General features: G+C 46.6%; 21 protein-coding genes. 12 read left to right on the top strand and 9 right to left on the bottom strand.

Annotation, left to right across the window (positions count from 1 at the left end):
• Positions 1-86 precede the first annotated feature (86 nt).
• Both H6626_07765 and H6626_07760 read left to right on the top strand, forming a co-directional pair.
• Positions 87-2,126: a sodium-translocating pyrophosphatase gene (locus tag H6626_07765; protein ID USN46123.1), complete on the top strand. Its 2,040-nt coding sequence runs from the start codon at positions 87-89 to the stop codon at positions 2,124-2,126.
• Positions 2,127-2,256: 130 nt separating this feature from the next.
• Positions 2,257-3,357, top strand: a complete 1,101-nt coding sequence (locus H6626_07760) for a DUF2156 domain-containing protein (GenBank protein USN46122.1) — start codon at positions 2,257-2,259, stop codon at positions 3,355-3,357.
• Here H6626_07760 and metG read toward each other — a convergent pair.
• Positions 3,251-4,780 (bottom strand): methionine--tRNA ligase, encoded by a 1,530-nt coding sequence (gene metG, locus H6626_07755; GenBank protein ID USN46121.1) that lies wholly within the window; start codon positions 4,778-4,780, stop codon positions 3,251-3,253. The genes H6626_07760 and metG overlap by 107 nt on opposite strands.
• Positions 4,777-5,868: a UDP-3-O-(3-hydroxymyristoyl)glucosamine N-acyltransferase gene (gene lpxD / locus H6626_07750; protein USN46120.1), complete on the bottom strand. Its 1,092-nt coding sequence runs from the start codon at positions 5,866-5,868 to the stop codon at positions 4,777-4,779. Before lpxD ends, metG begins: the two co-directional genes overlap by 4 nt.
• Positions 5,869-5,959: 91 nt before the next feature.
• On the opposite strand from lpxD, the gene H6626_07745 reads away from it, so the two are divergent.
• The 4 genes from H6626_07745 to H6626_07730 all read left to right on the top strand — a co-directional run bounded on the left by H6626_07745 (position 5,960) and on the right by H6626_07730 (position 9,931).
• Positions 5,960-6,490: a hypothetical protein gene (locus H6626_07745; GenBank protein ID USN46119.1), complete on the top strand. Its 531-nt coding sequence runs from the start codon at positions 5,960-5,962 to the stop codon at positions 6,488-6,490.
• Between the two features lie 23 nt (positions 6,491-6,513).
• The gene (infA, locus tag H6626_07740) at positions 6,514-6,732 is read left to right on the top strand and encodes a translation initiation factor IF-1 (protein USN46118.1); all 219 of its coding nucleotides are present in this window, start codon (positions 6,514-6,516) and stop codon (positions 6,730-6,732) included.
• An 18-nt stretch (positions 6,733-6,750) separates the two neighbouring features.
• On the top strand, positions 6,751-9,138 hold the full coding sequence (locus H6626_07735; GenBank protein ID USN46117.1) for an RNA-binding transcriptional accessory protein: 2,388 nt from the start codon (positions 6,751-6,753) through the stop codon (positions 9,136-9,138).
• A gap of 145 nt (positions 9,139-9,283) precedes the next feature.
• Entirely contained in the window at positions 9,284-9,931 is a 648-nt protein-coding gene (locus H6626_07730; GenBank protein ID USN48979.1) for an acyltransferase, read from the top strand.
• Here the strand turns inward: H6626_07730 and H6626_07725 are convergent.
• From H6626_07725 to H6626_07715, 3 genes are all read right to left on the bottom strand, one after another.
• The gene (locus tag H6626_07725) at positions 9,906-10,910 is read right to left on the bottom strand and encodes a hypothetical protein (GenBank protein ID USN46116.1); all 1,005 of its coding nucleotides are present in this window, start codon (positions 10,908-10,910) and stop codon (positions 9,906-9,908) included. The two genes, H6626_07730 and H6626_07725, sit on opposite strands and share 26 nt — an antisense overlap.
• Positions 10,894-11,757 (bottom strand): TIGR02147 family protein, encoded by an 864-nt coding sequence (locus H6626_07720; GenBank protein ID USN46115.1) that lies wholly within the window; start codon positions 11,755-11,757, stop codon positions 10,894-10,896. The genes H6626_07725 and H6626_07720 overlap by 17 nt, the downstream gene beginning before the upstream one ends.
• A 246-nt stretch (positions 11,758-12,003) precedes the next feature.
• Positions 12,004-12,774 carry an HAD-IIB family hydrolase gene (locus tag H6626_07715; GenBank protein USN46114.1) on the bottom strand — a complete coding sequence of 257 codons (771 nt, stop codon included), beginning with the start codon at positions 12,772-12,774 and terminating at the stop codon, positions 12,004-12,006.
• 81 nt (positions 12,775-12,855) lie between these two features.
• Between H6626_07715 and topA the strand changes: the two genes are divergently transcribed.
• The 5 genes from topA to H6626_07690 all read left to right on the top strand — a co-directional run bounded on the left by topA (position 12,856) and on the right by H6626_07690 (position 20,878).
• Entirely contained in the window at positions 12,856-15,618 is a 2,763-nt protein-coding gene (topA, locus tag H6626_07710) for a type I DNA topoisomerase (protein USN46113.1), read from the top strand.
• Positions 15,619-15,713: 95 nt separating this feature from the next.
• Complete coding sequence (locus H6626_07705) at positions 15,714-17,762, top strand: carboxy terminal-processing peptidase (GenBank protein ID USN46112.1); 2,049 nt, start codon at positions 15,714-15,716, stop codon at positions 17,760-17,762.
• A gap of 109 nt (positions 17,763-17,871) precedes the next feature.
• Complete coding sequence (locus tag H6626_07700) at positions 17,872-18,945, top strand: thiamine pyrophosphate-dependent dehydrogenase E1 component subunit alpha (GenBank protein ID USN46111.1); 1,074 nt, start codon at positions 17,872-17,874, stop codon at positions 18,943-18,945.
• Entirely contained in the window at positions 18,945-20,000 is a 1,056-nt protein-coding gene (locus H6626_07695) for an alpha-ketoacid dehydrogenase subunit beta (GenBank protein ID USN46110.1), read from the top strand. Before H6626_07700 ends, H6626_07695 begins: the two co-directional genes overlap by 1 nt.
• Before the next feature lie 50 nt (positions 20,001-20,050).
• Positions 20,051-20,878: a class I SAM-dependent methyltransferase gene (locus H6626_07690; GenBank protein USN48978.1), complete on the top strand. Its 828-nt coding sequence runs from the start codon at positions 20,051-20,053 to the stop codon at positions 20,876-20,878.
• A gap of 150 nt (positions 20,879-21,028) precedes the next feature.
• Here the strand turns inward: H6626_07690 and pyrE are convergent, their stop codons facing one another.
• Positions 21,029-21,553, bottom strand: a complete 525-nt coding sequence (pyrE, locus tag H6626_07685) for an orotate phosphoribosyltransferase (GenBank protein ID USN46109.1) — start codon at positions 21,551-21,553, stop codon at positions 21,029-21,031.
• Positions 21,554-21,735: 182 nt separating this feature from the next.
• On the opposite strand from pyrE, the gene H6626_07680 reads away from it, so the two are divergent.
• Positions 21,736-21,900, top strand: a complete 165-nt coding sequence (locus tag H6626_07680) for a hypothetical protein (protein ID USN46108.1) — start codon at positions 21,736-21,738, stop codon at positions 21,898-21,900.
• Positions 21,901-21,908: 8 nt separating this feature from the next.
• Here the strand turns inward: H6626_07680 and H6626_07675 are convergent, their stop codons facing one another.
• The 3 genes from H6626_07675 to dcd form a co-directional block, all read right to left on the bottom strand.
• A complete protein-coding gene (locus tag H6626_07675) occupies positions 21,909-22,241 on the bottom strand; it encodes a divalent-cation tolerance protein CutA (GenBank protein ID USN46107.1) in 333 nt (110 codons plus the stop codon).
• Between the two features lie 2 nt (positions 22,242-22,243).
• Positions 22,244-23,269, bottom strand: coding sequence for an HlyC/CorC family transporter (locus H6626_07670; GenBank protein USN46106.1), 1,026 nt, complete (start codon positions 23,267-23,269; stop codon positions 22,244-22,246).
• A 134-nt stretch (positions 23,270-23,403) separates the two neighbouring features.
• Positions 23,404-23,943, bottom strand: coding sequence for a dCTP deaminase (gene dcd, locus H6626_07665; protein USN46105.1), 540 nt, complete (start codon positions 23,941-23,943; stop codon positions 23,404-23,406).

Below are 23,943 nucleotides of genomic sequence, written 5' to 3'. Positions count from 1 at the left end.
CAAAGCCTAAAGTGTATGAAAACCCACTGTTTAACTTATATTAGATATAACCACATATTACCCCGTCGAGGTAAGGAGAGTAGCTCATGTTAGATGTAACCGTTTTGGCCCCCCTATCGGGTGTGATTGGTCTGGTCATCGCGTTTGTTCTTTATATAAAAGTAGCAGGACAAGACGCTGGAACTGACAAAATGAAGGGAATTGCTGATGAGATTCATCTTGGTGCTATGACCTTCCTTCGTGCTGAGTACACAAAGCTCAGTGTGTTTGTATTGGTAGTGGCTGCCATTTTGTTTTTTGTATTCAGCCGAGAAAACTTAGGTTGGCAGACTTCGTTGTCATTTGTTGTGGGTGCGTTGTGCTCAGCCCTTGCAGGTTTTGTTGGAATGAAGGCCGCAACAAAAGGAAACGTTCGTACTGCAGCGGCGGCTAAAGACAAAGGTGTTGGTGGCGCGTTGCTTGTGGCTTTTAACAGTGGCGCCGTGATGGGACTTGCTGTTGCTAGCTTGGGCCTTCTTGGCCTTGGTGCACTTTACTATGTGTTTGGCCAGTATGTTGAAACGACTTCTGTAATTACTGGATTCTCCATGGGAGCGTCCTCGATTGCCTTGTTTGCTCGAATCGGTGGCGGGATTTTTACAAAGGCCGCCGATGTGGGATCTGACCTTGTGGGTAAGGTGGAAGCCGGTATTCCTGAGGATGATCCCAGAAACCCAGGTGTTATTGCTGATAACGTGGGTGATAACGTGGGTGATGTGGCCGGAATGGGTGCAGATATTTTTGAAAGTTATGTGGGTGCGATGGTTGCTGCTATTACCATTGCAGCAACTATGTCAGCGGCTGATATGGCCGGACTGTTTGGTCCCGGTGTGGAGCGATCGGCTCTGATGGGTCTGCCTTTGTTGTTGGCGGTATTTGGTTTGTTGGCTTCAATTATTGGTATTTTTGGAATGAATGTTTTCAAAAGTATGGAGCCTTCAAAAGCCCTTATGGTTTCTGAAGTTGTAGCTGGCTTGTTGTTCTTGTTTGGCGTTGTGGTTTATTTGCAGATGACCAACTTGGGAATGAACGTGTTTTGGGCCATTTTAGGCGGATCAGTGGCCGGTTTCTTAATCGGAAAGGTCACAGAGTTTTACACAGCATCAAAGCCAGTTTTTCGTATTGTTCAGGCATCTAAAACAGGTCCTGCGACAAACATCATTGCCGGAATTGCAGTGGGCCTTGAATCATGTGCGGGTCCGTTGTTTTTGATCGCAGCGTCTATTTATTTGTCATACAGTTCAGCCGGTCTTTACGGCATTGCCATGGCTGCTGTTGGTATGTTGGCCACGGTGGGTGTGACCATGACCATTGATGCTTACGGTCCCGTCGCCGATAACGCAGGTGGGATTTCTGAAATGTCTCAACTTGGTCCTGAAGTTCGTAAAATCACAGATGGCCTAGACGCCATTGGTAACACCACGGCCGCCATTGGTAAGGGTTTTGCCATTGGATCGGCGGCCCTTACGGCGTTGGCTCTGTTTGTGGCGTTTAAGCAAGCCGTTTCAGCAGCTGGCGGTGAAGTTGTTATGGATATTGGTGAACCCACAGTTGTGATTGGTTTATTGCTTGGTGCCATGGTGGTGTTGATTGCAGCATCAATGACGATGACTTCGGTTGGTAAAGCGGCCGCTGACATGGTGAGCGAGATTCGTCGCCAGTTTAAAGAAATTCCTGGTCTTCTTCAGGGAACCGGAAAACCCGACACCGCTCGTTGCGTGGAGATCTCAACCAATGCAGCATTGCGTGAAATGGTATTGCCGGTGTTGGTCACAGTGATTTCTCCGGTGATTGTTGGCTTTGCCATTGGACCGGCAGCACTTGGTGGTATGCTGGCAGGCTCTCTGCTTACAGGTGTTGTACTAGCTCTTCTCATGTCAAACTCTGGTGGCGCTTGGGATAATGCCAAGAAATTTATTGAAACCGGCGCTGTAGAAGGCGAGAAAAAAGGCGGGCAAACCCACGCGGCAGCTGTAATTGGCGATACAGTAGGTGACCCATTCAAAGACACCACAGGACCCGCTATGAATATTTTGGTGAAGTTGATTTCTATTGTGGCTCTGATCATGGCACCTTTGATTGTCTAAGATCAGTTGCTAATAAGAATATATCGCAATGGATGTATTGCAAAAAAAAGCCCGACTTTGAGTTGGGCTTTTTTTTACCTTTTTGAGGCAAATATTTTCGCCTTTAGTAAGGATGTGCTACAGGTGGTAAATGTCTTCAGAATTCAGCATTCAGCCAATTGAATCGCAGTGGGTACAAACACTGATACATGGTTATAGCCATTTTCCACTTCATAAGACGCATCTAAAAACAGGAAAACAATTTTTCTGCACTGTCCGTGGTGCTGTGGCCTATGAAATGCACCTGGGGCAATTTGTGGTCGCAGGTGATCCGCTTGTATTTGAAAGAAAAGACGCAGATAGATTAGTGAAAGATTTTGTGAGCTGGGCGCATTCACTAGGTGTAAGCGTTTGTGGCTATTACTTTTCGCAAGATTTGGCTTTCAGGTTGTCCACTGAGTTTTCATCTTATCATGCGGGTGTCTCTCACTTTATCGATTTGAAAAATTTCACCTGGTCGGGTTATCGAAAAAGGGATGTTCGCCGAGCATTGAATCAGGGGCAACGGGGGCGCCTGATCTTTGGTGAAATCCCAAAGGCAGAGAAAAGAAAATGGCAACCTTTTGTTGATAATCTCATATGTCGGTGGAAGAAAAAACGCTCTGGGCCCACGATCCAATTTTTGCTGAGTGCACCGAAGTGGCAATACCCCGGGGCTGATGAAGAGCGTTGGTTCATAGTTACTGATTCTGAGGGCAAGAAAATTCACGCCATGGTCTCGACGTTTTCGTATGCGACGACTGAGGGCCGCGGTATATATGTGGATCACCTTGTACAAGACCCATCCGGAAATCGTTTCGCCTTGGATTTTTTATTGGTGCAACTTTCAATACAGATGCAGAGGGAGGCTGTGAGCGAAATGAGTTTAGGCTTAAGCGCCTTCAAAAACCTCAGTGGAACGCGTCCCGTGGATCGTCTCCTTCGATTTATTGGAAAGCGAGAGAGAATTTACAATAGCCAAGGCATATACCGCTTTAAGCGAAAATTTAGTACTACTGAACGACCGAGGTTTTTACTTCTAGATCGAAAACGAGGAGCGGTCTTGCAGCTGGCGGCCCTTATCAAAGCCACCTATCCTCAGGCCTTTAACTTTCGATTCTGGGAAAAAGCGGATCACCCTTTTCAACTAAAGTGCCCTCGTCAATGGCGCCCCAAATTTTTGCAGCATCAAAATCCCGCTTATCGCAATTAAGGCGGTCTAATAACTCTTTGGCTTTCACTGGCATAACAGGCTGCAAAAGGATACCGGCAATTCGAACAACATCCAATGCAGCATAGAGAACCTTTCCGGCGGCAGCGACGTCAGTCTTCACCAGTTTCCAGGGTGCTTTTTCTTCAAGATAACGGTTGGCTTCGTTTAACATCTGCACAACATGTTCGGTGGCATAGCTCGGTGCCATGCGCTCGATGTCGGCCCGAAGTTTATCAGGTGCCTCCAGCGCGATCTTACGCAATTGATCGGTGGCGGCATCATTTTCAAGCCATCCTTTGGGCGTGCGGCCATCAAAATATTTGTGAATCAAATTTGTCGTGCGGCTAAGAAGATTTCCTAAATTATTTGCAAGCTCGGTGTTGATACGATTGATGACCAAATCAGGGGCAAATGGGGCGTCGTTGCCCAGGTGAATGTCACGAACCAACCAATAGCGAAGTCCATCAACCCCAACAACATCTTTCATATCTAAAGGATTAACGACGTCCCCTTCGGACTTACTCATTTTTTCTTGGGACTTGTTTAAAATCCAGCCATGGGCAAAAAGCTGTTTGGGAAGTGGCACACCCAACGCAAACAGCATGGTGGGCCAATACACGGCATGAGTGGTAAGGATGTCTTTACCTAAAAGGTGAGTACATCCTGTTTGTTTCCACCAAGTATCAAATTCTTGCTCGCGGCCCTCTTGATTGTACCCCACGCCTGTGGCGTAGTTGAGGAGTGCGTCGAACCACACGTATGTTACATAATCTTTATCAAAGGGTATTTCAATGCCCCACTCCAGGCGCGATTTGGGACGGCTGATACACAAATCGCCCAAAGGTTTTTTCAAAAATCCAAGCACCTCATTGCGTCGGCTGTCTGGCTGAATGAATTGGGGATTTTTTTCGATATATTGAATAAGTTGGTCCTGGTACTTGGACATTTTAAAGAAATAGTTTTTCTCGGCAATTTTTTGAACAGGTTTACCCGTGGGACTTTTTCCATCGACGAGGTCTTTTTCGGTGTAGAAGATTTCTTCGCTGACGCTGTACCAGCCTTCATAGGTGTCAGGGTAAATGTCGCCGCAATCAAAGAGCTGTTGAAGGGCTTTTTGCACAGCCGCCTTGTGCAATGGAGATGTGGTTCTAAAAAACTGATCATACTCAACATGCATCTCTTCCCAGGCATGAACAAACCTTGGAGCCATATCATCGCAATGGGTTTGTGGATCTAGGCCACGTTTTTTTGCCGCCTGTGCACATTTCTGACCATGTTCATCGACTCCCGTTAGAAAATAGGTGCTCTCACCGAAAAGACGATGGTAGCGATTGAGTACATCGGCAGTGATTGTGCAATAGGCATGGCCCAAATGAGGCTTATCGTTGACGTAATAAATGGGTGTAGTGATGTAAAAACTCATTGGCTATCTCCGGCTATGTTCTGACCATCTTCATCAAGACCTAAATGTTTGGCAATTCGACTTACGGTGCGTTTTATTTTTGGTAAGTGAGAAAATGCAGCATAGGTCTTTATTGACTCCACCCGGCTCATTAAAGGGAACCCACCATACTGGCCTGGTTTGTTTACATCGTTGTGTACTGTCGTGGGGTAAGAAAAAACACAATCATTGGTGATGTTAATGTGTCCATTCACTGACGAGCGGCCACCAAATGCGCAGCGATCACCGATGTTTGTCGAACCAGCGGAGATGAATCCGGCCGTAAGCAGGCAGTTTTCTCCGAGATTGTTGTTATGGGCAATGTGGCAATGATTATCAATTTTGGTGCCGGAACCCACTTTCACGCTATCAAAAGTGCCACGGTCAATGTTGACGTTAGATCCAATTGAAACGTCATCGCCCAAAATTAAACGTCCATAATGGGGAATGCGGTGGTGAAGCCCCTTGCTGTCCGGGGCAAATCCAAAACCTTCAGTTCCGATGGCCGACTGAGGCTTGATTTCACACCGGTCTCCCGCGGTGACGTATCCAGAAACATAAACATTGCTATGAATATGACACCATGCGCCCAAGATAGCTCCACTTTCAATTGTGGTATTGGCTCCGATGCGACTGTGAGTCCCAATCACCACATGATCACCGATCACCGAGTGCGGGCCCACCGTTACGCCTTCACCTAGAGTCACGTGTTTCCCGATCACTGCAGACGGATGTATATCTGACCCCGCGCTTGTGGTGTCTGTAAGGACCGGAAACAGCTTAGAGCAAACCTGTGAGAGGGTAAAATACACGTTTTTAGTTGAAAATACGGCTTTATCACCCAAAGAGTGTGAGGTGGCATGTTCTGCAACAGACTCGTGGGTCACAATAATAGCCACGTGGCTTTCAAGGGCCCGCACGAACGAGTCGGCTTTTGGGACAAAAACCACACTATTTGGAAGCAAAGACTCCACTGAGCTTGGAAGTTGGGCCACAGCCTCCTTGTTGCCGGCGACAAATTGAAGCAAATCGGGAAACTGAGATTGAATTTGAGCACAACTTACACCCATGAATACTCCTTAGTGAAAGTTTATCGGCGTTCTATCTAGCCAAAAGCGCCTTTGTCATGTAATACAATTTCTTTTGATCAGGGGAGTCAATATGGCGGCAAAGAAAAAAACGGCTAAAAAGGCAGCCAAGAAGGTGGCAAAAAAAGCGGCAAAAAAGGTCGCAAAGAAGATCACTAAAAAGCCTACTGCAAAAAAAGTAGAAAAAAAGGCAGCGGCGAAGAAGGCTGTGAAAAAGTCCACAGCTAAGACCACAGCGAAGGCCACTGAGGCCAGCGCGCCAGCAGCGAAAAAAACAGAGGCTCCCGTAGTTAAAGCCAAGCCAGCCACCTTGTCTGGGGCAGAACCCGTAAAAAAGAAGGCCAAGAAAAAGAAAAAGCGGGTGACCAAGGCGCAACAGGCCGCCATGGAAGAACAAGAAGTTCTCAACAAAAAATGGGAAAATCTATATACAAAAGCCGGGCAAATTAAATCAGCCCCTTATAACATGAGATCTTCTTACGAAGCTCAAACAGGCCTTGAGCATAAAGTTTTGGGCTGGGGTTTTATTCTCAGCAATAAAAACGATCGCCTTGAAGTATTGTTTGAAAGTGGAATAAAAGTTCTGATATCAAACTATAAATAAACCGCAGGAGTAAGTGGCAATCTATGGCAAAAGATGATTTGGCCCAATTAGAAGGAAAAGTAGTCGATGCAGGTGCGGGAGGCCTGTATAAGGTGGAACTGGACAATGGGGTGGCTGTTTCAGCCAAGCTTTGTGGAAAGATGCGACGTTTTAACATCCGTGTGGTGGTAGGTGATCGGGTGACGGTGGGAGTTTCTCCTTACGACCCTTCACATGGATTAATCATGTACCGGCACAAATAGGTGCTTAATCACTAGTTTATGGCATTTGCTTTACCAGAAGAATTTCAAAAATACGTAAGTGAAAAGTTATCGAACATATCTGCCCGTTCCGTAGGTGCGGTACTAGAGCTTTCGGCTGAAGGCGGCACGGTACCGTTTATTGCCCGCTATCGAAAAGAAAAGACGGGCAACCTTGACGAAGTTCAAGTGCGAGATGTGATTCATTGTTTTGAGTCCTGGAAAGAGGCCTCGGCCCGCCGAGTGTTTATTCTTCAGGAAATTGAAAAACAGGGAAATCTGACCACAGAGCTTCGTCGTCAGATTGAGGGCACATTTGACCTGAGCACCCTTGAAGAGCTGTACCGTCCGTACAAGAAAAAGAAAAAGACGAAAGCTAAGATGGCCAAAGAGGCCGGGCTTGAGCCCCTTGCCAATTGGATTTGGGCCATTGGGCATGGAGAAATCAGCGACAGCACGGAGCTTGCGATAAAAGCCAAGGAGTTTATTAATCCTACCGCTGGTTTTGCCACCTATGAAGAAGCACTAAGGGGAGCGCATCACATTATTGTGGAGCGTTTGGCAAACGACCCTGAGTTGCGTTTGGTTGTAAGGGATGAGTATTTTAATCGTGCTAAAATTCACTCGTCAAAAACCACAAAATTTAAGCCCCATTCAAAATACGAAACATATGGTGATTACACAGAAGATGTGACAAAGCTTTTTCAATCGAAAGCTTCCCATCGTTACCTGGCATTGCGGCGGGGATGGCAAGAAGGCGAACTGAAAGTCAACTTCACCGCAGATGAAGATAAGCTTATGGCTGTGTATACGCAAAAAGCCTGCACGGTCTCGAAATCTCAAGCCAATGAATTTCTGGTGGATTGTGCTAAGACGGCGTTGACCGTACACACAGAACCTTCTGTGAGTAACGAGCTGCACGCCAAACTTAAAGAGCTAGCTGACCAACATGCCATTCACGTGTTTGCTGAAAATGTCAGACGGGTTTTGATGGCAAGCCCCTTTGGGCCCAACATTGTTTTGGGTATCGACCCTGGTATTAGAACCGGCTGTAAGGTGGCACTAGTTGATCAAAACGGCAACTTTGTGTCTCATACCGTGCTGCAATTAAAGGGCGAAAAGGCTGAAGAAAACGCAAAAACTCTTTTTGCAGAAGTGACTAAGCAAATTAAGATCATGGCCGTGGCGGTGGGTAATGGCACTGGTGGCCGCGAAGCTGAGGCCTTTATTCGCAAGATTTTTGTGGAGCTAGGAATAGAGACTCCTATTGTTATGGTGAATGAGGCAGGTGCCAGTGTGTACTCCGCATCTGATGTGGCACGGGAAGAATTTCCTGAGCTCGATTTGACAGTGAGAGGAGCTATTTCCATTGCTCGGCGTTTACAAGACCCCTTGGCCGAGCTTGTAAAAATAGATCCAAAAAGTATTGGTGTGGGTCAGTACCAACATGATGTGAACCAAAGTCATTTAAAACGCTCCCTTCACGAAGTGGTGGAGTCGTGCGTGAACCAAGTGGGTGTGGATCTCAACACCGCCTCTGAGTCGTTGCTGCAATACGTGGCTGGAATTGGCCCCGCAACAGCAAAAAAAATCAGAGATTACCGAAAAGAACATGGTTCGTTTAAAGATCGCTCACAGCTTTTAAAGGTGAGTCAGTTTTCATCAAAAACATTTGAACAAGCCGCAGGTTTTTTGAGAATTTTCGGTGGAGAAACTTCTCTTGATAAAACCGGAATTCACCCGGAGCGCTATGCGGCTGTGAAAGACATGTTGCACGAAGCTGGATTGACGCTGTCGCAGGCCTTAGGAGAAGGGGCTCAGAAGTTGTTGCCACTCAAAACGAAGTGGTCGCAACTTATTGGTGAGTACACCTTTGAAGATATTATTGAAGAATTAAAAAAGCCGGGGCGAGATCCTCGAGATCCTTACAAGGTATTTAAATACCGTGAGGATATCCATGAAGTGAAAGATCTTGCTGAGGGTATGCTCTGCCCCGGTATAGTGACCAATGTCACCAATTTTGGGGCTTTTGTGGATATCGGTGTCCACCAGGACGGCCTTGTTCACATATCTGAGCTAACTACAAAATTTGTGGACGACCCAAAGTTAGTGGTCAGTCCCGGTGATCAAGTGCAGGTGAAGGTCTTAAAGGTCGATAAAGAAAAAAATCAGATCTCCTTATCTATGCTGACGGGTACAGAAAAGAAGCAGGCAAAAGTTCGTAAGTCGCAAGGTAAGGGTAAATTATCGGGCAGGCGAGAAGACAGCAAAGACAAAGGTCGTGGTGGTAAAGGTCAAAAGGGTCCAATGCCTGATGGACGAGGTCCTTCAAAAGGTGGAAAACCAAGGCGACCTCAGGCTCAGCCTTTTAATAATCCCTTTGCGGCATTGACGGGCCTTAAAAAATAGTTTGTTAGATCAGAGTTTGGCGTGAGCAAGTCTGCTCACGCTTCTTCGTTTTCAGGATCAGTTCAAATTGGATATTGAAGGTTCGCCCCATTACCATAGAGGTATGAGAAAAATTACGGGGTTTCAGATATTTGTATTTTTAGGTATGGCAACTGTCGTTTGCGGGTTTGGAGTATACGCTGCCATCGAACTGGTAAATGTGTTTTCGGTTGGCGCGTACGGGCCACTATTGACCGTGTTTTTATCTGTTTTGTTGATAGAGGCGTTTGCAATTGGGACCTACCGAATCGGTCTATGGATCAATCCATTGCCCGAAGGGACCATTGAAAAAGGTTCCCGAGTAGAGTGTATTTATCATATGCACCTTTTATTTTTTCTTATATTTTTTCATCCGGTGATGCGTGGGGCATTTCTTCCGTTGCCACTCATGAGAATTTTCTATCAGGCCTTGGGCGCAAAGTTTGGTGAAAACAGTTACAGCGCTGGTTTGGTGTTGGATCCCCTGTTTGTGTCTTTTGGCAATAACACCCTCGTTGGTGAGGGCGCCCTTCTCACTCCACATATAATAGAAAATGAACAGTTGGCTCACTTCCCCATTAAGGTGGGCAGCAATGTCACTGTGGGTACGGGTGCCCGCATATTGGCCGGAGTGGTCATTGAGGATGATGCGCTTATTTCAGCAAATGCTGTGGTGAGGAAAGGGGAACACATTCGGCAAGGGGAAATATGGGGAGGCGTGCCGGCACGAAAGCTCGGAGAACGCCATGCTAGTCCCTTAAAAGCAACTTCATAATTGTTTTTTCAGGTTTATATATCCAGCCCGATGAGTTTTCGTTACCGTCAAAAAGTAAATAAAGATCAACAATGAGTTTACTACCCACATCAAATCGTACGGGGTAAGACCTATCCTCAAAGTGTTCGCAGTAAAGCTCCACTGATGCCACCAAGCGGTAGTATCGACCAAATCGAAAATCCTTAGTGTCTCGATAGCCGTCAAAATGCAGGTTGTAGAGGCGATAGCCGATGGTTTTGCCCTCTGGAAAATTGTGGGTGGCAGGGCAAGTGGCCAGCGTCCGTGTGATGTTCTGAGTGAGGTTATTGACTTTGAATTCATCAGCAAACAACAAGGTGGACTCGGCCCCTTTGAGTGCATCGCCCGTAGAAGATTTTGAGTGGATCGCTGTAAGGCCTATACGTGGGGGCCGAGTGGTGTAGCCATCTAGATATCGATCGACATAAAGAATGTCCATAGTTGAAAGGGCAAAAGCCTTCACGTGGGCTCCCACAAGATCAAGGTAGTCATGATCTGTGATTCCCTGGTGATGGCCGAGTTCATGCACAATAAGGCCCATGGCTGAGGCAATACTCATGGGAATTCGTCCTCCGCCAACAGCATCGCGGTAAAGAAAATCAATATTGATATAGATGGTGTCGCCCACACGGTTGCCGGTCACGGCCGTCTTATATTCTCCGTTAATGAGAAAAATTTCTGGGTGCACGCGGCCAGAAAGAAACTCCAGTGGCTTCGTGGCAGTGAGTTGTTTGTCTAGTTGCCCGCGAATTTTCTGAACTAAATCTTTGTGATCGCTTCGGGTCAGGCAGAATTCAGAAGCCAAGCACAGGGGGAGAATGGTTTTAAGATGCAATAGTGCATGGCTGACGTTTTGTTCGCCAAGCCCGCCGCCATTACCTACGAAGTCTCCGCCGGCAGCGGCAAATAAAGAATGTGTTAGAGTGAATGCAAAGAGAAGTGATCTAGTGATTCTTTTCATTAGATGGTTCCTTGTCGTGATCATTGATGACGCCTTCGGCTAACGGAAAAAACTGCACATTTAATTGATAAACGGCATCGCCCTGGGTGTCGTCCATTAGCGCGTCAAATTCGGAGGCAAATTTTCGAATGAGTTCTTTAGCTTGTCTCAATTTAGCGCGAGAGATCGGAATGGTGAGTCCAACGATCTCTCTTTCTTTTACGGAAACACGTTGGACAGACTGCGCGGCCAGGGAAATCATCTGTTGATGAAATGCTCGAATGTTCTCATCTGGTATGTCTTGCTGTGTAGACAGGGGTGAGGCCGGTGCCACCAGTTTTTGTTCACTGTCGAGTTCAAGTAATCTGAGGTGGATGAGTTTTTCTGTGGCCATTTGAATGGTTTTTTCTGAAAGTCGATGGAGAAGTTGGCGTTTTGTGATTTGACTGTTGGTAGTGAGGCGTCCCATACGGGCCAATTGCCGTAAAGCCATAAAATGCCATTCAAAAATTTGTGAAAACAAATGACGAGAAATGGGTGGACGAGGTTGTTTAAGGCTTGATGTATGCACTTCTTTTTTAAGAATATTTTTTAGATGGGTTTCATTGGATTTCGCCAGCGCCACCAAGTTTCGAAAGTGAGACTCCTCATTGGGACTAAAACCAAAGTATTCAACCAGAGAGTGAAGGATCTGTTCGCCAGGATGCCGCTGTCCATTGATGATCATGGATATAGATGTGGTGGCCTTAAGTCCCAAGGAGTGGGCCCAGGTCCCATAGCTCCAATGGGAATTCTGCCGGCGCTTATATTCAGCAAAATCCTTCAAAAACTGTCGGTAGTCCTGATAGGTGCGAACGTTAGGGGTCATGTAAAAACGCTACCCGGTGTTGTTCGCAATAGGTACCTGCTTCCTTTAGTGGCGACACTGCGTCAACCAAAGTGATAAAGGCTCGTTCTGTCCAAGGCCATATCAGGGCAAGAGTTTACGTTAATGGTTTTCCGGAAAAGACATCCCCAAAAGGTATCGGATTACTTTTGGTAGCAATGGCGCGTCACTCTGGTGACGCACTATTGCTACCAAAAGTAATCCGATACCTTTTGGGGATGCCGATGTTTAATACATTCGCTTGGCAATTTCTGCGAACCCGAGGCCGCCTTCTTTTTTGGCCACGTATTTGGGTAAGTGACTCATGTCGTCCACAAATCGATTCACATTCGCTACGGCAAAGGAGTTTTCGAAATACTCAAACAAAGGCTCGTCATTGGGGGAGTCCCCCACGAAAGCGCAGATTGACCCTTGCGTATCTAAACGGATCTGCAGTTCGGTTTCGGCAAATGCCTTACACATGGTGAGCTTGTCATAGTCGCCGAACCACCCGTTGACGTGGATAGAGCTGACTTTCACCGTGGCTCCATGTTTCGTAAAGATATCTACGATTTTTTGCACCTGGCCTTTGTCAAGTGGGGCAACATCTTCACAGTAATCGATGGCTAAATCCATTTCGCGACAAAACTGATCAGAGGCCAATGCCGCACCTGGCACCTGTTGCAAAACTTCCGCCTTTACGAGTTCGAGGCGACTTCGATGATCCTTACGTGTGGTGGCCGGAAATGCATAATGCCTGTGCATCTTTTTTTCGTGATACCGGAAATACAATCCACCGTTTTCGCCAATGACGCCCGCTACGGGCCACTGGCGGGCAATGAGTTCGCACCAACCCGCTGGTCGACCCGTTACCGGCACCACCGCAATGTTCGCATTATGCAATTGCCAAAGGGCATCATAGGCCTCAGCTTGCAATCGACCTTGGTGTGTGAGCGTGTCGTCGATATCAGTAAAAAGTACTTTGATTCCAGGGTTTTTGAAATTTGTGATTGGCTTCATGCCTTGTTTCTATCATAAACTACAGTGAAGCCCATAGTGGTAATAGAGGCGTCGAGTCAAATACAGGAATGGAATAACAATATGGCAAAAAATACCAGCGGTGGAACCAAGCTCGTTATCGTGGAGTCACCGACAAAGGCCCGCACAATCCGCAAATTTTTAGGCAAAGGCTTCATTGTTGAGTCCTGTATGGGTCATATTCGCGATTTGCCGCAATCGGCAAAAGATATTCCTGAGAAATTTAAAAAGCAACCTTGGGCCAACTTGGGCGTGAATGTGGAAGAGGGTTTTGAGCCCGTATATTGTATTCCTAAAACTAAAGTACGCATTGTCAAAGATCTCAAAGACAAACTCAAAGATGCCGACGAGCTGATTCTGGCAACGGACGAAGACCGCGAAGGGGAGAGTATCAGTTGGCATTTAGTTGAGGTGTTAAAGCCCAAGGTTCCTGTGAAGCGCATGGTGTTTCATGAGATCACAAAAGAAGCCATCGAGGACGCGGTTAAACATGTGCGAGAAGTGGATCTTGATTTGGTCCGAGCGCAAGAAGCCCGCCGAATTCTGGATCGTCTGGTGGGGTATACAATTTCTCCTTTGTTGTGGAAAAAAGTGGCCTACGGTCTTTCTGCTGGACGAGTTCAATCAGTGGCGGTGCGCCTGATTGCTGAACGAGAGCAAGAGAGATTGCGTTTTAACAAAGCTGAGTATTGGGATCTTGTGGGTGCTTTGAGTAAAAGTTCCGTGGGGTTTGATGCAAAGATTGTTAGCTATAAGGAAAAGCGCATTGCAACTGGCAAGGATTTTGACAGCGAAACGGGTAAGCTACTGGCCGACCGCAAAGACACTGTTCTTCACCTTGAAGAGGCAGATGCCAAAGAAATCTATAAAAGCATTGATAAAAAAGAGTGGAAGGTTTCCTCTGTCGAGGAGCGACCTGTATCGCGAAAGCCGGCACCGCCTTTTATCACATCCACATTGCAACAAGAGGCCAACAGAAAATTGGGGATGAGCTCCAAGCAAACCATGCAAGTGGCGCAGAAGCTTTACGAGCGCGGTATTATCACTTACATGAGAACAGATTCCACCGCACTTTCTGACCAGGCGATTAAAGCGGCCCGCGATTGCATTACGAGTTTGTACGGCAAAAACTATTTGCCCCCAGAGGCGCGGACGTACACCAAGAAAAAGGTCAAAGGCGCGCAAGAGGCGCACGAAGCCATTCGTCCTGCAGGCACGGAGTTTGTACGCCCAGAGGATTCAGGGTTGTTGGGTGAACAACTAAAGGTTTACGATTTAATTTGGAAGCGAACCGTGGCTTCTCAGATGGTCAATTCGGAACACAAACAAATGAGCGTTCGCATAAGGGTGGGCGATGCTGAGTTTGGTGCATCAGGGATGACTATAGAATTTCCGGGTTTTTTAAAGGCTTATGTTGAAGGTAAAGATGATCCAGAGGCGGCATTGGATGATCGTGAAATTCGGTTGCCTCAGCTCAAAAAAGGCGAAGTCGTTCAATGCAAAGATCTAAAGTGTTTGCCTCACGAAACTAAACCGCCAGCACGATTTACTGAAGCGTCTTTGGTTCAGTTTATGGAAAAAGAAGGCATTGGTCGTCCGTCAACATACGCCGTAATTATTAGCACCATTCAAGATCGTGGGTATGTTAAGAAAGTGGGCAACGCTTTGGTGCCCACGTTCACCGCTATGGTAGTGACAAAGTTACTGAGTGAGAGTTTGCCGGATTACGTAGCCCTTGATTTTACCTCAGATATGGAACGACGTTTGGACGACATCGCCCAAGGTGATCTTGAGTACAAAAAGTATTTAAAATCGGTATATTTTGGCGACTCGGGTTTAAAAACAAAAGTTGAAAAGCAAGAGTCGGTGATTAGTGACGAAACATCGAGAAATATTGAGCTACCTGGTCTAAAGGGTTTAAGCTTTCGAATTGGTCGATATGGCGCCTATGTTTGCCGAAAACAAAAGGGAGAAGAGATATGTGCTTCTCTTCCCGATAATTATTTTCCGGGCGATATGACAGAGGAATCGGCAAATAAGCTGATTGATCAAAAAATCAATGGAGCCGATGCTCTGGGGAAAGACCCAGAAACCGGTTTGCCGGTGTATGTATTGAGTGGTCGCTATGGTCCTTATGTGCAGCTGGGTGAAGCAGAAGGCGATGGAGCCGAGTCAAAACCAAAACGAATTGCAGTGCCACCTCAAATGGACCCGGAAACAGTAACTATTGGTCAGGCCTTGAGCCTTCTTGAGTTGCCTAAAACTTTGGGTGAGCATCCAGAAACTGGAAAAGTCATTAAGAAAGGACTCGGGCGTTTTGGCCCCTACGTAGTGTGTGATGGCGATTACCGTTCGATTCCAAAATCGGACGACTTATTTGAAGTGGATTTGGAGCGAGCTATTGAGTTGCTCATGCAGCCGAAAAAAGTTCGTGGACGAGCGGCGCCCATAAAAGAGCTGGGTGCGCATCCGGATTCGGGAGATGAAATTCAAGTACTCACGGGCAAGTATGGTCCGTATATCAAATGTGGAAAAGTAAATGCCAGCTTGCCAGAAGATATTAAGCCTGAAGATGTGACTAAAGAGCAGGCAATTGAATTGTTGGCATCGAAGGTGACCAAGAAGAAGCCACAGAAAAAGGCAGCTAAGAAAAAATCGGGTCCTGCTAAAAAGAAAGTGGCGGCAAAGAAGGCAAATAAAAAAGTGGCTGGAAAAAAGGCCTCGAGTAAGGCGCCGGGTAAGAAAAAGGCGGCAAAAAGTTCTACAGTTATCAGGCGTCGGGCTGGAGAAAAGTCTGGCAGTAGTGCGTCGACTTCGGCAGACTGAAAAGTCCTCGACTGAAGTGGAGTTTAATTTTTGAGTCTAGGGCCGATAAGATCTAGAATTCGAAACGCCAGATTGATCAACGGGAAAGGTCCAACATGCGGTATTCCATAGGTTTCTTGAGTCGACTATCAGTTATTGTTATTGGTTTTTTAATATCATATCAGGCTTTTGCACAGAAAGCGGCGACCAGTAATCTCAGCTGTGACCACATTTGGGATATTGAACGGAGTTTTTTGGCCTATCATGTTCTTCACGATCAGCCGTCAAAAGAAATCGAAGACCGAACCATTGATCAGTTTATTGAAAAATTGGATGGGTCAAAGATTTATTTATTAAATAAGGACGTATCTCTACTTAAGCGAAAGTTAAAAGGGATTGTAAAAGCCACAGCCAATAAGCAGTGTACACCCATTGTGGAGGCCCAAGACTTGCTCGTGAAGCGAGTGGCTGAACGCGTGGCTTTTGTTAAGCAGTACTTAAATAAGGGTTTTAAGTTTGATCCAAAAACCTCTTTAAACCTGGATGCCGATGAGCGGGCCTATCCAGCGAGTAAAGCGCAAGCCGAGAAATTTCTGAAGCAGTATCTTCAGTTTCAAGTCGCCAACTATTTGGCCACGGATATGGAAATGGCCGAAGCCAAGAAGTATGTGGAGCGAAACTACGAACGAGTGGAGCGCCGGGTGCGCACTTATGAAACAGAAGATCTTTGGGCTACTTATATCGATGCCTTTGCTCACGCACTAGATCCTCATTCGAGTTATTTTTCACGGGACAGCTGGGAGGATTTTTTAATCAATATGAATCTTTCCTTAGAGGGAATTGGCGCTACCCTGAGTTCAAAAGACGGGTTTACGCTGATCGAAAATTTATTGCCTGGTGGGGCGGCTTACAAATCCAATCAGTTAAAAACACAAGATAAAATCATCGCAGTGGCCCAGGGCGAACAGGGTGAATTTGAAAATGTGATTGAAATGGAATTGCGTGATGTGGTTCGCCGAATTCGTGGGCCAAAGGGCTCAAAGGTGCGGCTGCGGGTTTTAAGAAAATCGGCCAAGAAGAATGAAACACTTACTGTGACGTTGGTTCGGCAAAAAGTGGATCTGGAGGACGAAGCCGCTGCGGTTACTTACTTAGATCGTAAGGTGGGGGATAAGACCTATAAAATAGCTCTTTTGGATCTTCCATCGTTTTACGCGGATACGCGAAAGGGTGGCCGTTCGGCGGCAAGTGACGTTAAGAAGCTTCTAGCTGAAGTGCGTGATAAGAATGTGGACTCAGTAGTTTTTGATTTGTCAACTAATGGTGGTGGATCACTCGATGATGCTGTGAAAATTGCAGGTTTGTTTTTTAGAGTGGGGAATGTGGTGAAGCAATCCAGCCGCGACATCGGTCGGCCGGCGCAAGAATTGGCTGATTTAGATCCAAAAGTGGATTGGCCAGGCCCACTTGTGGTGCTGATCAGTCGAATTTCTGCCAGTGCTTCTGAAATTGTTTCTGGCACCCTTAAGGATTACAAGCGGGCGATTATTGTGGGCGGCGACCACACCTTTGGTAAGGGCAGTGTGCAGTCTGTGCAACCTTTGAGGGGTGGGGCATTTGGCGCGCTAAAGACGACGGTGGGAATGTTTTTTACTCCAGGGGGTAACTCTACCCAGCATCGGGGAGTTGATGCAGATATAGAGTTTCCAAGTCCCTATTCAACCGATGAAATTGGCGAGAAAACTCTAGACTATTCATTGCCACCTAAGAGCATTAAACCCTTTTTGTCGGCAGAGGCGTTTGTTCCTGCGGGAGTGGGGTATTGGCATCCCATTGACGGAAAAATCATCCGCAATTTGAAGCAAGCTTCAAAAAAACGAGTGGCAAAAAACAAGGATTTTAAAGAAGTTGAAGATGAAATCAAAAAGGCCAAAAAGCAAGGTCGCACTATTGTAGTTGGTGAGATCCTGAAGGAGCGTGAAGAGAAGCGGGCCGAAGAAAAGAAAAAGGGCGTGGACCCTGATCGCATCTTATCAAAAGAAGAAAAACAGAAAAAATACCTTGAGCGTGCTGATATTCAAGAAGCCGTAAATATTGCAGCTGATTTGGCCGCCGAACTGGGTAAAGTTGACATAAAGGTCGGTTCAAAATCAGAAGACCAATAACGCTTTGATTCCACTGAATTTAAGCTGAGCCGACGGGTTTAGTTTTTGACTTTGTCTGTGCTCGTTAGTACCCCTTAGTAATCATTGTAGATTGTTCATAAGAGGGGTTATGGCGAGATTAACTTCCAACGCATCTTCATCCTCATCAGAGTCAGGAAGATCGAAAAACAAAGGTTCTAAAAAAGGTAGCAGCCATTCGGCACTGTCGAAGGACCTTTTGCGGCAGATACATTCGTTAATGGTCAAGTCACGAGTTCTCGAAGAGCGACTGATTAAGATTTACAAAGGTGGGGAGTCCTATTTTTGGATTGGTGCCCCTGGGGAAGAAGCCTTTGGAGTTCCATTGGGTTTATTGGTTAACAAGGGTCAAGGTCACAATCACGATTACTTGCATTTACATTACCGATGCACGCCCACCTTGGTGGCAATGGGTATGTCGTCGGTAGACTCTATTCGATTGATGATGAATCGCTCCACAGATCCGTCAACGGGTGGTCGAAACTTTTCAAACCACTATTGCTTTCCTGAATGGAATGTCACTCCCGTATCTTCGCCTATTGAGGTTCAGTACAGCATTGCCATTGGCACGGCCTGGGCTCAACACCGTAAGAAAGCCAAAGGGATCACCATCATTACAGGTGGCGATGCAGGAACGGCAGAGGGTGATTTTGCTTCTTGTCTAGTGTGGGCTAGCCGAAAGGGCCACGAATTGCCGATGTTGATCACAGTTCAGAATAACAAGTGGGGTATTTCTACGTCCTATGAAGGTCAACATGGTGAAGACAGCATTGCTGATCGCGGGAAGGCCTTTAATATTCGAACAGCTGTTATTCAAGGGAATGATCCCGTTGAATCTTACATTCGATTGCAGGAAGAAATGCAGTACATTCGAAAAACAGGAAAGCCAGTGTTGCTAGAAGCTCATGTTTCTCGGTTATACGGACACTCCTCGGCGTCAGGTGCAAATCGCGTTGATGAACCCGATTGCCTACTTGATTTTGAAGAACAACTGTTGCGATCAGGTGTGATTACGGCCAAAGATGTGCAATCCACTTGGGAGGCATTTGAAAAAGAGGCTCGGGCGGCGCAAGAACTTGTGCGCACAGAACCATCGCCATCGGCCGATAGTGTTTGGGATCATTGCTACGTAGATAATGAAAATGGAAATTGGAGGGAGTTCTAATGGCAAACATGGCGCAAGCTATTCGTATGGCCCTTCATTATGGTGAAAGCCAGCTAGGTGTGACAGATATTTTTGGTGAAGATGTGGGTGCCCCTCTGGGTGGGGTTTTCACCGCCACTCAGGGCTTAAAAACAGCGTGGAACAGCCCATTAGACGAACGAGGCATAATTGGTGCTGCCATCGGCATTGCGATGACAGGGGACCGGTGTGTGGCTGAGATTCAGTTTTGTGATTACATATTTAACACCATTGATTTATTGAAGATTGCCGGGAACACCCATTGGGTCACTAATGGCAATTACCATTTGCCCATGGTTGTGATGACTCCCGTGGGAGCCGGAATTCGGGGATCGGTGTACCATAGCCATAGCTTTGATGCTTGGGCATCAAGGCTTCCAGGATGGAAAGTGGTCATGCCTTCGAACCCGAGAGATGCTTATGGTCTATTGCTGGCGGCGATTAAAGACCCCAATCCCGTATTGTTTTTAAAGCCCAAAGCGTTGATGCGAGTGCGCGGGGAGGATTTGATCCCCGGTGAGCCAGAGGACGAAAAAACACTTAAAGCCATGATTGATGCCCCGGTGGGTGATCGTAGTAAGTGGAAGCCGAAGTGGCCAAAGATAGAAGACTACACAGTGCCCATTGGTAAAGGTGCGGTGACATGGGCGGGCCAAGACATTACCGTTGTCACTTACGGTCGTCATGTTTTGATGGCGAATCAGGCGGCAGATATACTTTCTTCTGAGGGCGTATCGGTGGAGGTCATTGATCTGCGTTCAATCTATCCCTATGATTGGCAGCTCATTAAATCCTCTGTGACCAAAACAAAGCGAGTGGTTTTCGTGAACGAGGACACCGAAGTTACAAATTTTGCCGAACACTTGGTTTATAGAGTGGTACAAGAGTTGTTTTATGATCTCTATGCGAGACCTCGAGTAGTAGCCGGTAAGAATTTGCCGGGCATAGGTCTGCATGCGAGCCTCGAAGAGGCCTCAGTGCCGCAAGTGAACGATATTATTTCTTCAATTCGTGAGACTTTAGAAGAAGTCCCATAAAATTTTGATTTGGAAAGCTTAAAATGGAAACAACTAAGGTAGGATCAGAAATGAGTAAGAACAAAGCTCACGGCATTCATACAAAGCACAAAAAGAAAGAAGCCTTCGACAAGTATTTTTACTACCATGCTTCTGTACAGTCGTCAGATACAGATGTGGAGTTCTTTGAGGCCACCTACAAGCAATTAAAAAAGAAACGAGCCACCGTTTTTTGCGAGGACTTTTGTGGTACATTTGCCAACTCCTGCTCATGGGTGAAGAGGCACAAGGATAACAAGGCTATCGGTGTGGATTTAGACCCTGAGCCCATTGAATACGGAAAGCAGCATTATTTGTCGGAGCTAAATAAAGACCAACAAAAGCGCGTGACGATATACAATGACAATGTCTTAAATCCCGAGCTGCCAAAGGCAGATATCATCGCGGGGCTGAACTTTTCTTATTTTATTTTTAAAACAAGACAGCAGTTAAAAGACTATTTAAAAAGTTGCCACCACAGATTAAAAAAAGATGGGGTGTTGTTTTTAGATTGTTTTGGTGGCAGTCAGTGCCAAGAGCCCAATGAAGAAGAGACAGAGCACGATAAATTTAGTTATTTTTGGGATCAAGATAGTTTCGACCCGGTAAATAATCATGCGATGTTTTATATTCACTTTAAAGTGAAGGGCGAGAAAAAACGACAGAAGGTCTTTACCTACGATTGGCGAATGTGGTCGATCCCAGAGATTCGAGATCTGCTCGAAGAGGTGGGCTTCAAAAAGGTTCAAGTCTACTGGGAAGGGACCGACAAAGACGGCGAAGGCGACGGTGAATTCAAACCCGTGAGTGTGGGCGAAGAGTGTGAGGCTTGGGTGGCCTACATCATCGCCGAAAAGTAGACTATTTTTTTGCGACAATATATCCGTGGTCTAAGGGAAGGCCCTGGTGATAGGTCACCGATTTGAACCCTGTGTTGTTAAACCAAAGTTTGTATTCCGACCATGCGAGAGATTTTATCTCAACATGGCCAAAGGGCAAATAGGTGCGCTTCAAGATCCCTTTAACTCTTCCATGGTAAAAAGGTGCTGCAGGGGTAAGTTCTCGTTTTCAAATCGAGTTTTAACACTTTGGTCGCCTCTAAAAATCACACAGAGTACGCCAACAACTTCAGCCCCAGCGTTATTAAGCATGGCCGCACTTTCGAAGACCTGGCCCCCAGTAGTGATCACATCTTCAATAATAAACAGCTTCTTACCGGCAATATCATTACCCTCAGCAAATTGGCAGGTCCCATAGGTTTTGGCTTCCTTGCGTACAAAAACAGTGGGACGACCCGTTTCAAGGGAAAGGGCTGTGGCCAGGGGAATTCCGCCCATTTCAAGGCCGGCGAGGTAGTCGGCGTCAGCTGGGACCATTGGGGCTGACAACTTGGCAATGGCTTTTAAAATGGATGGCTGCGCCTCAAATCGATATTTGTCGAAATACTCTGTTGAAACTTTGCCAGAGCGCAAAGTGAATTCTCCGGTGAGATGGGAAGCCTCGTAGATGGCTTGGTTCAATTCGGCTCGAGTCATAGAATCCTCACAGGGAAAACTGGTTAGATTTTGGCACTTTGCGTCCTGAAAGTGGTGTCGAAATGTCAGCTCTAAATAGCTCAATTCAAACTGAATGTCATTGGTGGTTTGGCATGGGAGATGCTTATTTCACTAATGAGGGACAAGGTGGTCCCAAACTGTCTCTTTGGAGGTCGATGACGATGAAAGAGTCAAATCAACAAGATGTCGCTCCCAGGGCGCCCAGTACGGACGCCGCGGCAAGGAGTGTGACAACATTAAAGCCGCAGTTTGTGGTAGGTGTACTTGTAGTGCTGACGCTATTAATGGTGGCCTTGTTAAAGGTCTTGGTGCGGTTTCATGGATAGGGTGGGATTTATTTCATCGGCGTTGGTGAGGCGGTCTGTTCTTGTATCCATTGCAAGAAGTCGCCATTGCCGCCAACAATTGGCAAAGCAACCACACATGGGCACTCATACGAGTGAAGCTCCTTTACTCGTGTCGATGTTCTTTCTATAAGCTCGGTTCGAGTTTTTAGGATGAGGACCACTTCCTCTCCTTCTTGTACTTTGTCTTTCCAACGGTAGATTGAAATCATTTTAGGAAAAATATTGGCGCAAGCCACCAAGCCTTCGTCCACCAGCTGCAAGGCTATGTGTTCGGCAAGGTCTTTGTGGGGTGCAGTCACGTATAAAAACACCGCCGACATGATTAAGCTTGGCCTCTCATTTTTTCTTTTTTGGCCTGCCACTGTTCTCTGGCGTAGGCCCTCATATCGGCAATAGAATCAAATTCATCAAGAATTTCAACGCCCAGTAGGGTTTCAATGGCGTCTTCCAGGGTCACTAACCCAGCAGGGATTCCATATTCATCCACAACTAAAAACAGGTGCTCATTTCGTTTAATAAATTGATCAAGAGCCGCCGATACCGAAATTGTCTCTGGTACCGTGTGGATAGGGGACATGAGCTCTTTTAAGGGCAAGGTGTCTAAGTCGTGCGAGATGGCTTCAAGTATTTTATAGCGGTGAACTAAGCCCACAACATGGTCCATATCTTTTTCAAAGACAGGTAATCGTGAAAAGCGAATTTGTTTTTCTTTTTCCACGATGGCTTCTACAGTTTGATTGGCCTCAAAGGCCTTCGTCACTGATCGTGGGGTCATAATTTCAGCAACAGTAATTTTATCCAACATCAACAGGTTGCGAATAACCATGCTCTCTTTTCTGCGGATAACTCCTTCACTCGCTCCGATCTCAGCCGTTTCAATCATTTCCTCTCTTGAAGTTTGAGGCAAATTGTCAGCACCAAGGAGGTGTTTCACATAGCGAGCCATTATGACAATGGGGTAGGTCAGTTTTACCAACGCCGCAATAAGGTAGGCACAAAAGGGGGCTAACCGTTTCCAATAAAGGGCCCCAATAGTTTTTGGTATGATTTCAGAAAAAAACAAAATAACAAAGGCGAGAACTCCAGAAGCTAGGGCCACATGCTCATCGCCGTAAACCCGGAGCACCTGGGCGCCGACACCTGATGCTCCAATCACGTTTGCAATGGTGTTCACAGTGAGAATGGCCGCCAGGCCCTGGTCAATATTGCGCCGAAGCTTCGCCAGCACCAAAGCGCTGCGACGTCCTTCGCGTTCTTTGACGGCAATATAGGCCGGGGTTACGGATAAAATCACTGACTCTAAAAGTGAGCATCCAAACGAAACAACCACGGCCAAAAAAAGGTACACAATCAAAAGCGTCATTGGCTGGATTTAACGGGTTTTAAGATTTGAGACGGGGGTTCCTTGGGGTCCATGTTCAATCAGTATATCATAGGCGGTACGAGTTACCACACCGCATGTGTGGCGCGCCGCACCAACGGCTAGGGTAAGGTTTCATTATCTTTAAAGACTCGACTTCCGGTGGTTCCCCGCTGTCCTTGATACTTGCCCCGGTAGGGATTCAAGGCCGCCTGATCCATGGCACAAAAAACCAGCTGACACACCCTTCGACCGGCTTGAAGGCGAATGGGAAGGGAGTTGGCATTGTACAATTCTAAAGTGATTTGCCCTTCAAAGCCAGGATCGACCCACCCCGCATTTTCGATGAATAGACCGATGCGCCCAATGGAGCTTCGGCCTTCCACAAAGGCAGTCAGGTTGTCGGGGAGTTTGATGTATTCCTCTGTTGTGGCGAGCAAAAAAGAATGGGGCGGAATTGTAATGAATTCTTCATCAATTTCGCGATAAATAATCTCGGTGTCCATGTCGATGGTGTGCATCTGACGGTCCTCAACCACCAAAAAGTGGCGGCCGAGGTGGCAATCGATAGATGCCGGCTGGATGGAGTTATCCTTTATGGGCTCCACCACTAAATCACCGGCATCCAGCATCTTTTTTAAGGTCACGTCAGAAAGAATCAT

It is taken from the genome of Pseudobdellovibrionaceae bacterium (assembly GCA_023898385.1).
Classification (GTDB): Bacteria; Bdellovibrionota; Bdellovibrionia; order Bdellovibrionales; family UBA1609.
The sequence above is the reverse complement of the archived record's forward strand: the minus strand, read 5'-3'. Positions and strand labels throughout refer to the sequence as shown.

Bases quoted from the DNA above. Each gene is read 5' to 3' on its own strand.
- H6626_07760 (USN46122.1), top strand. From the start codon at position 2,257: ATGTCTTCAGAATTCAGCATTCAGCCAATTGAATCGCAGTGGGTACAA.
- H6626_07675 (USN46107.1), bottom strand. From the start codon at position 22,241: ATGTCGGCGGTGTTTTTATACGTGACTGCACCCCACAAAGACCTTGCC.
- H6626_07720 (USN46115.1), bottom strand. From the start codon at position 11,757: ATGACCCCTAACGTTCGCACCTATCAGGACTACCGACAGTTTTTGAAG.
- H6626_07735 (USN46117.1), top strand. From the start codon at position 6,751: ATGGCATTTGCTTTACCAGAAGAATTTCAAAAATACGTAAGTGAAAAG.
- H6626_07695 (USN46110.1), top strand. From the start codon at position 18,945: ATGGCAAACATGGCGCAAGCTATTCGTATGGCCCTTCATTATGGTGAA.
- H6626_07745 (USN46119.1), top strand. From the start codon at position 5,960: ATGGCGGCAAAGAAAAAAACGGCTAAAAAGGCAGCCAAGAAGGTGGCA.
- metG (USN46121.1), bottom strand. From the start codon at position 4,780: ATGAGTTTTTACATCACTACACCCATTTATTACGTCAACGATAAGCCT.
- H6626_07705 (USN46112.1), top strand. From the start codon at position 15,714: ATGCGGTATTCCATAGGTTTCTTGAGTCGACTATCAGTTATTGTTATT.
- H6626_07680 (USN46108.1), top strand. From the start codon at position 21,736: ATGAAAGAGTCAAATCAACAAGATGTCGCTCCCAGGGCGCCCAGTACG.
- H6626_07700 (USN46111.1), top strand. From the start codon at position 17,872: ATGGCGAGATTAACTTCCAACGCATCTTCATCCTCATCAGAGTCAGGA.
- H6626_07725 (USN46116.1), bottom strand. From the start codon at position 10,910: ATGAAAAGAATCACTAGATCACTTCTCTTTGCATTCACTCTAACACAT.
- H6626_07690 (USN48978.1), top strand. From the start codon at position 20,051: ATGAGTAAGAACAAAGCTCACGGCATTCATACAAAGCACAAAAAGAAA.
- infA (USN46118.1), top strand. From the start codon at position 6,514: ATGGCAAAAGATGATTTGGCCCAATTAGAAGGAAAAGTAGTCGATGCA.
- H6626_07765 (USN46123.1), top strand. From the start codon at position 87: ATGTTAGATGTAACCGTTTTGGCCCCCCTATCGGGTGTGATTGGTCTG.
- topA (USN46113.1), top strand. From the start codon at position 12,856: ATGGCAAAAAATACCAGCGGTGGAACCAAGCTCGTTATCGTGGAGTCA.
- lpxD (USN46120.1), bottom strand. From the start codon at position 5,868: ATGGGTGTAAGTTGTGCTCAAATTCAATCTCAGTTTCCCGATTTGCTT.
- dcd (USN46105.1), bottom strand. From the start codon at position 23,943: ATGATTCTTTCTGACGTGACCTTAAAAAAGATGCTGGATGCCGGTGAT.
- H6626_07715 (USN46114.1), bottom strand. From the start codon at position 12,774: ATGAAGCCAATCACAAATTTCAAAAACCCTGGAATCAAAGTACTTTTT.
- pyrE (USN46109.1), bottom strand. From the start codon at position 21,553: ATGACTCGAGCCGAATTGAACCAAGCCATCTACGAGGCTTCCCATCTC.
- H6626_07730 (USN48979.1), top strand. From the start codon at position 9,284: ATGGCAACTGTCGTTTGCGGGTTTGGAGTATACGCTGCCATCGAACTG.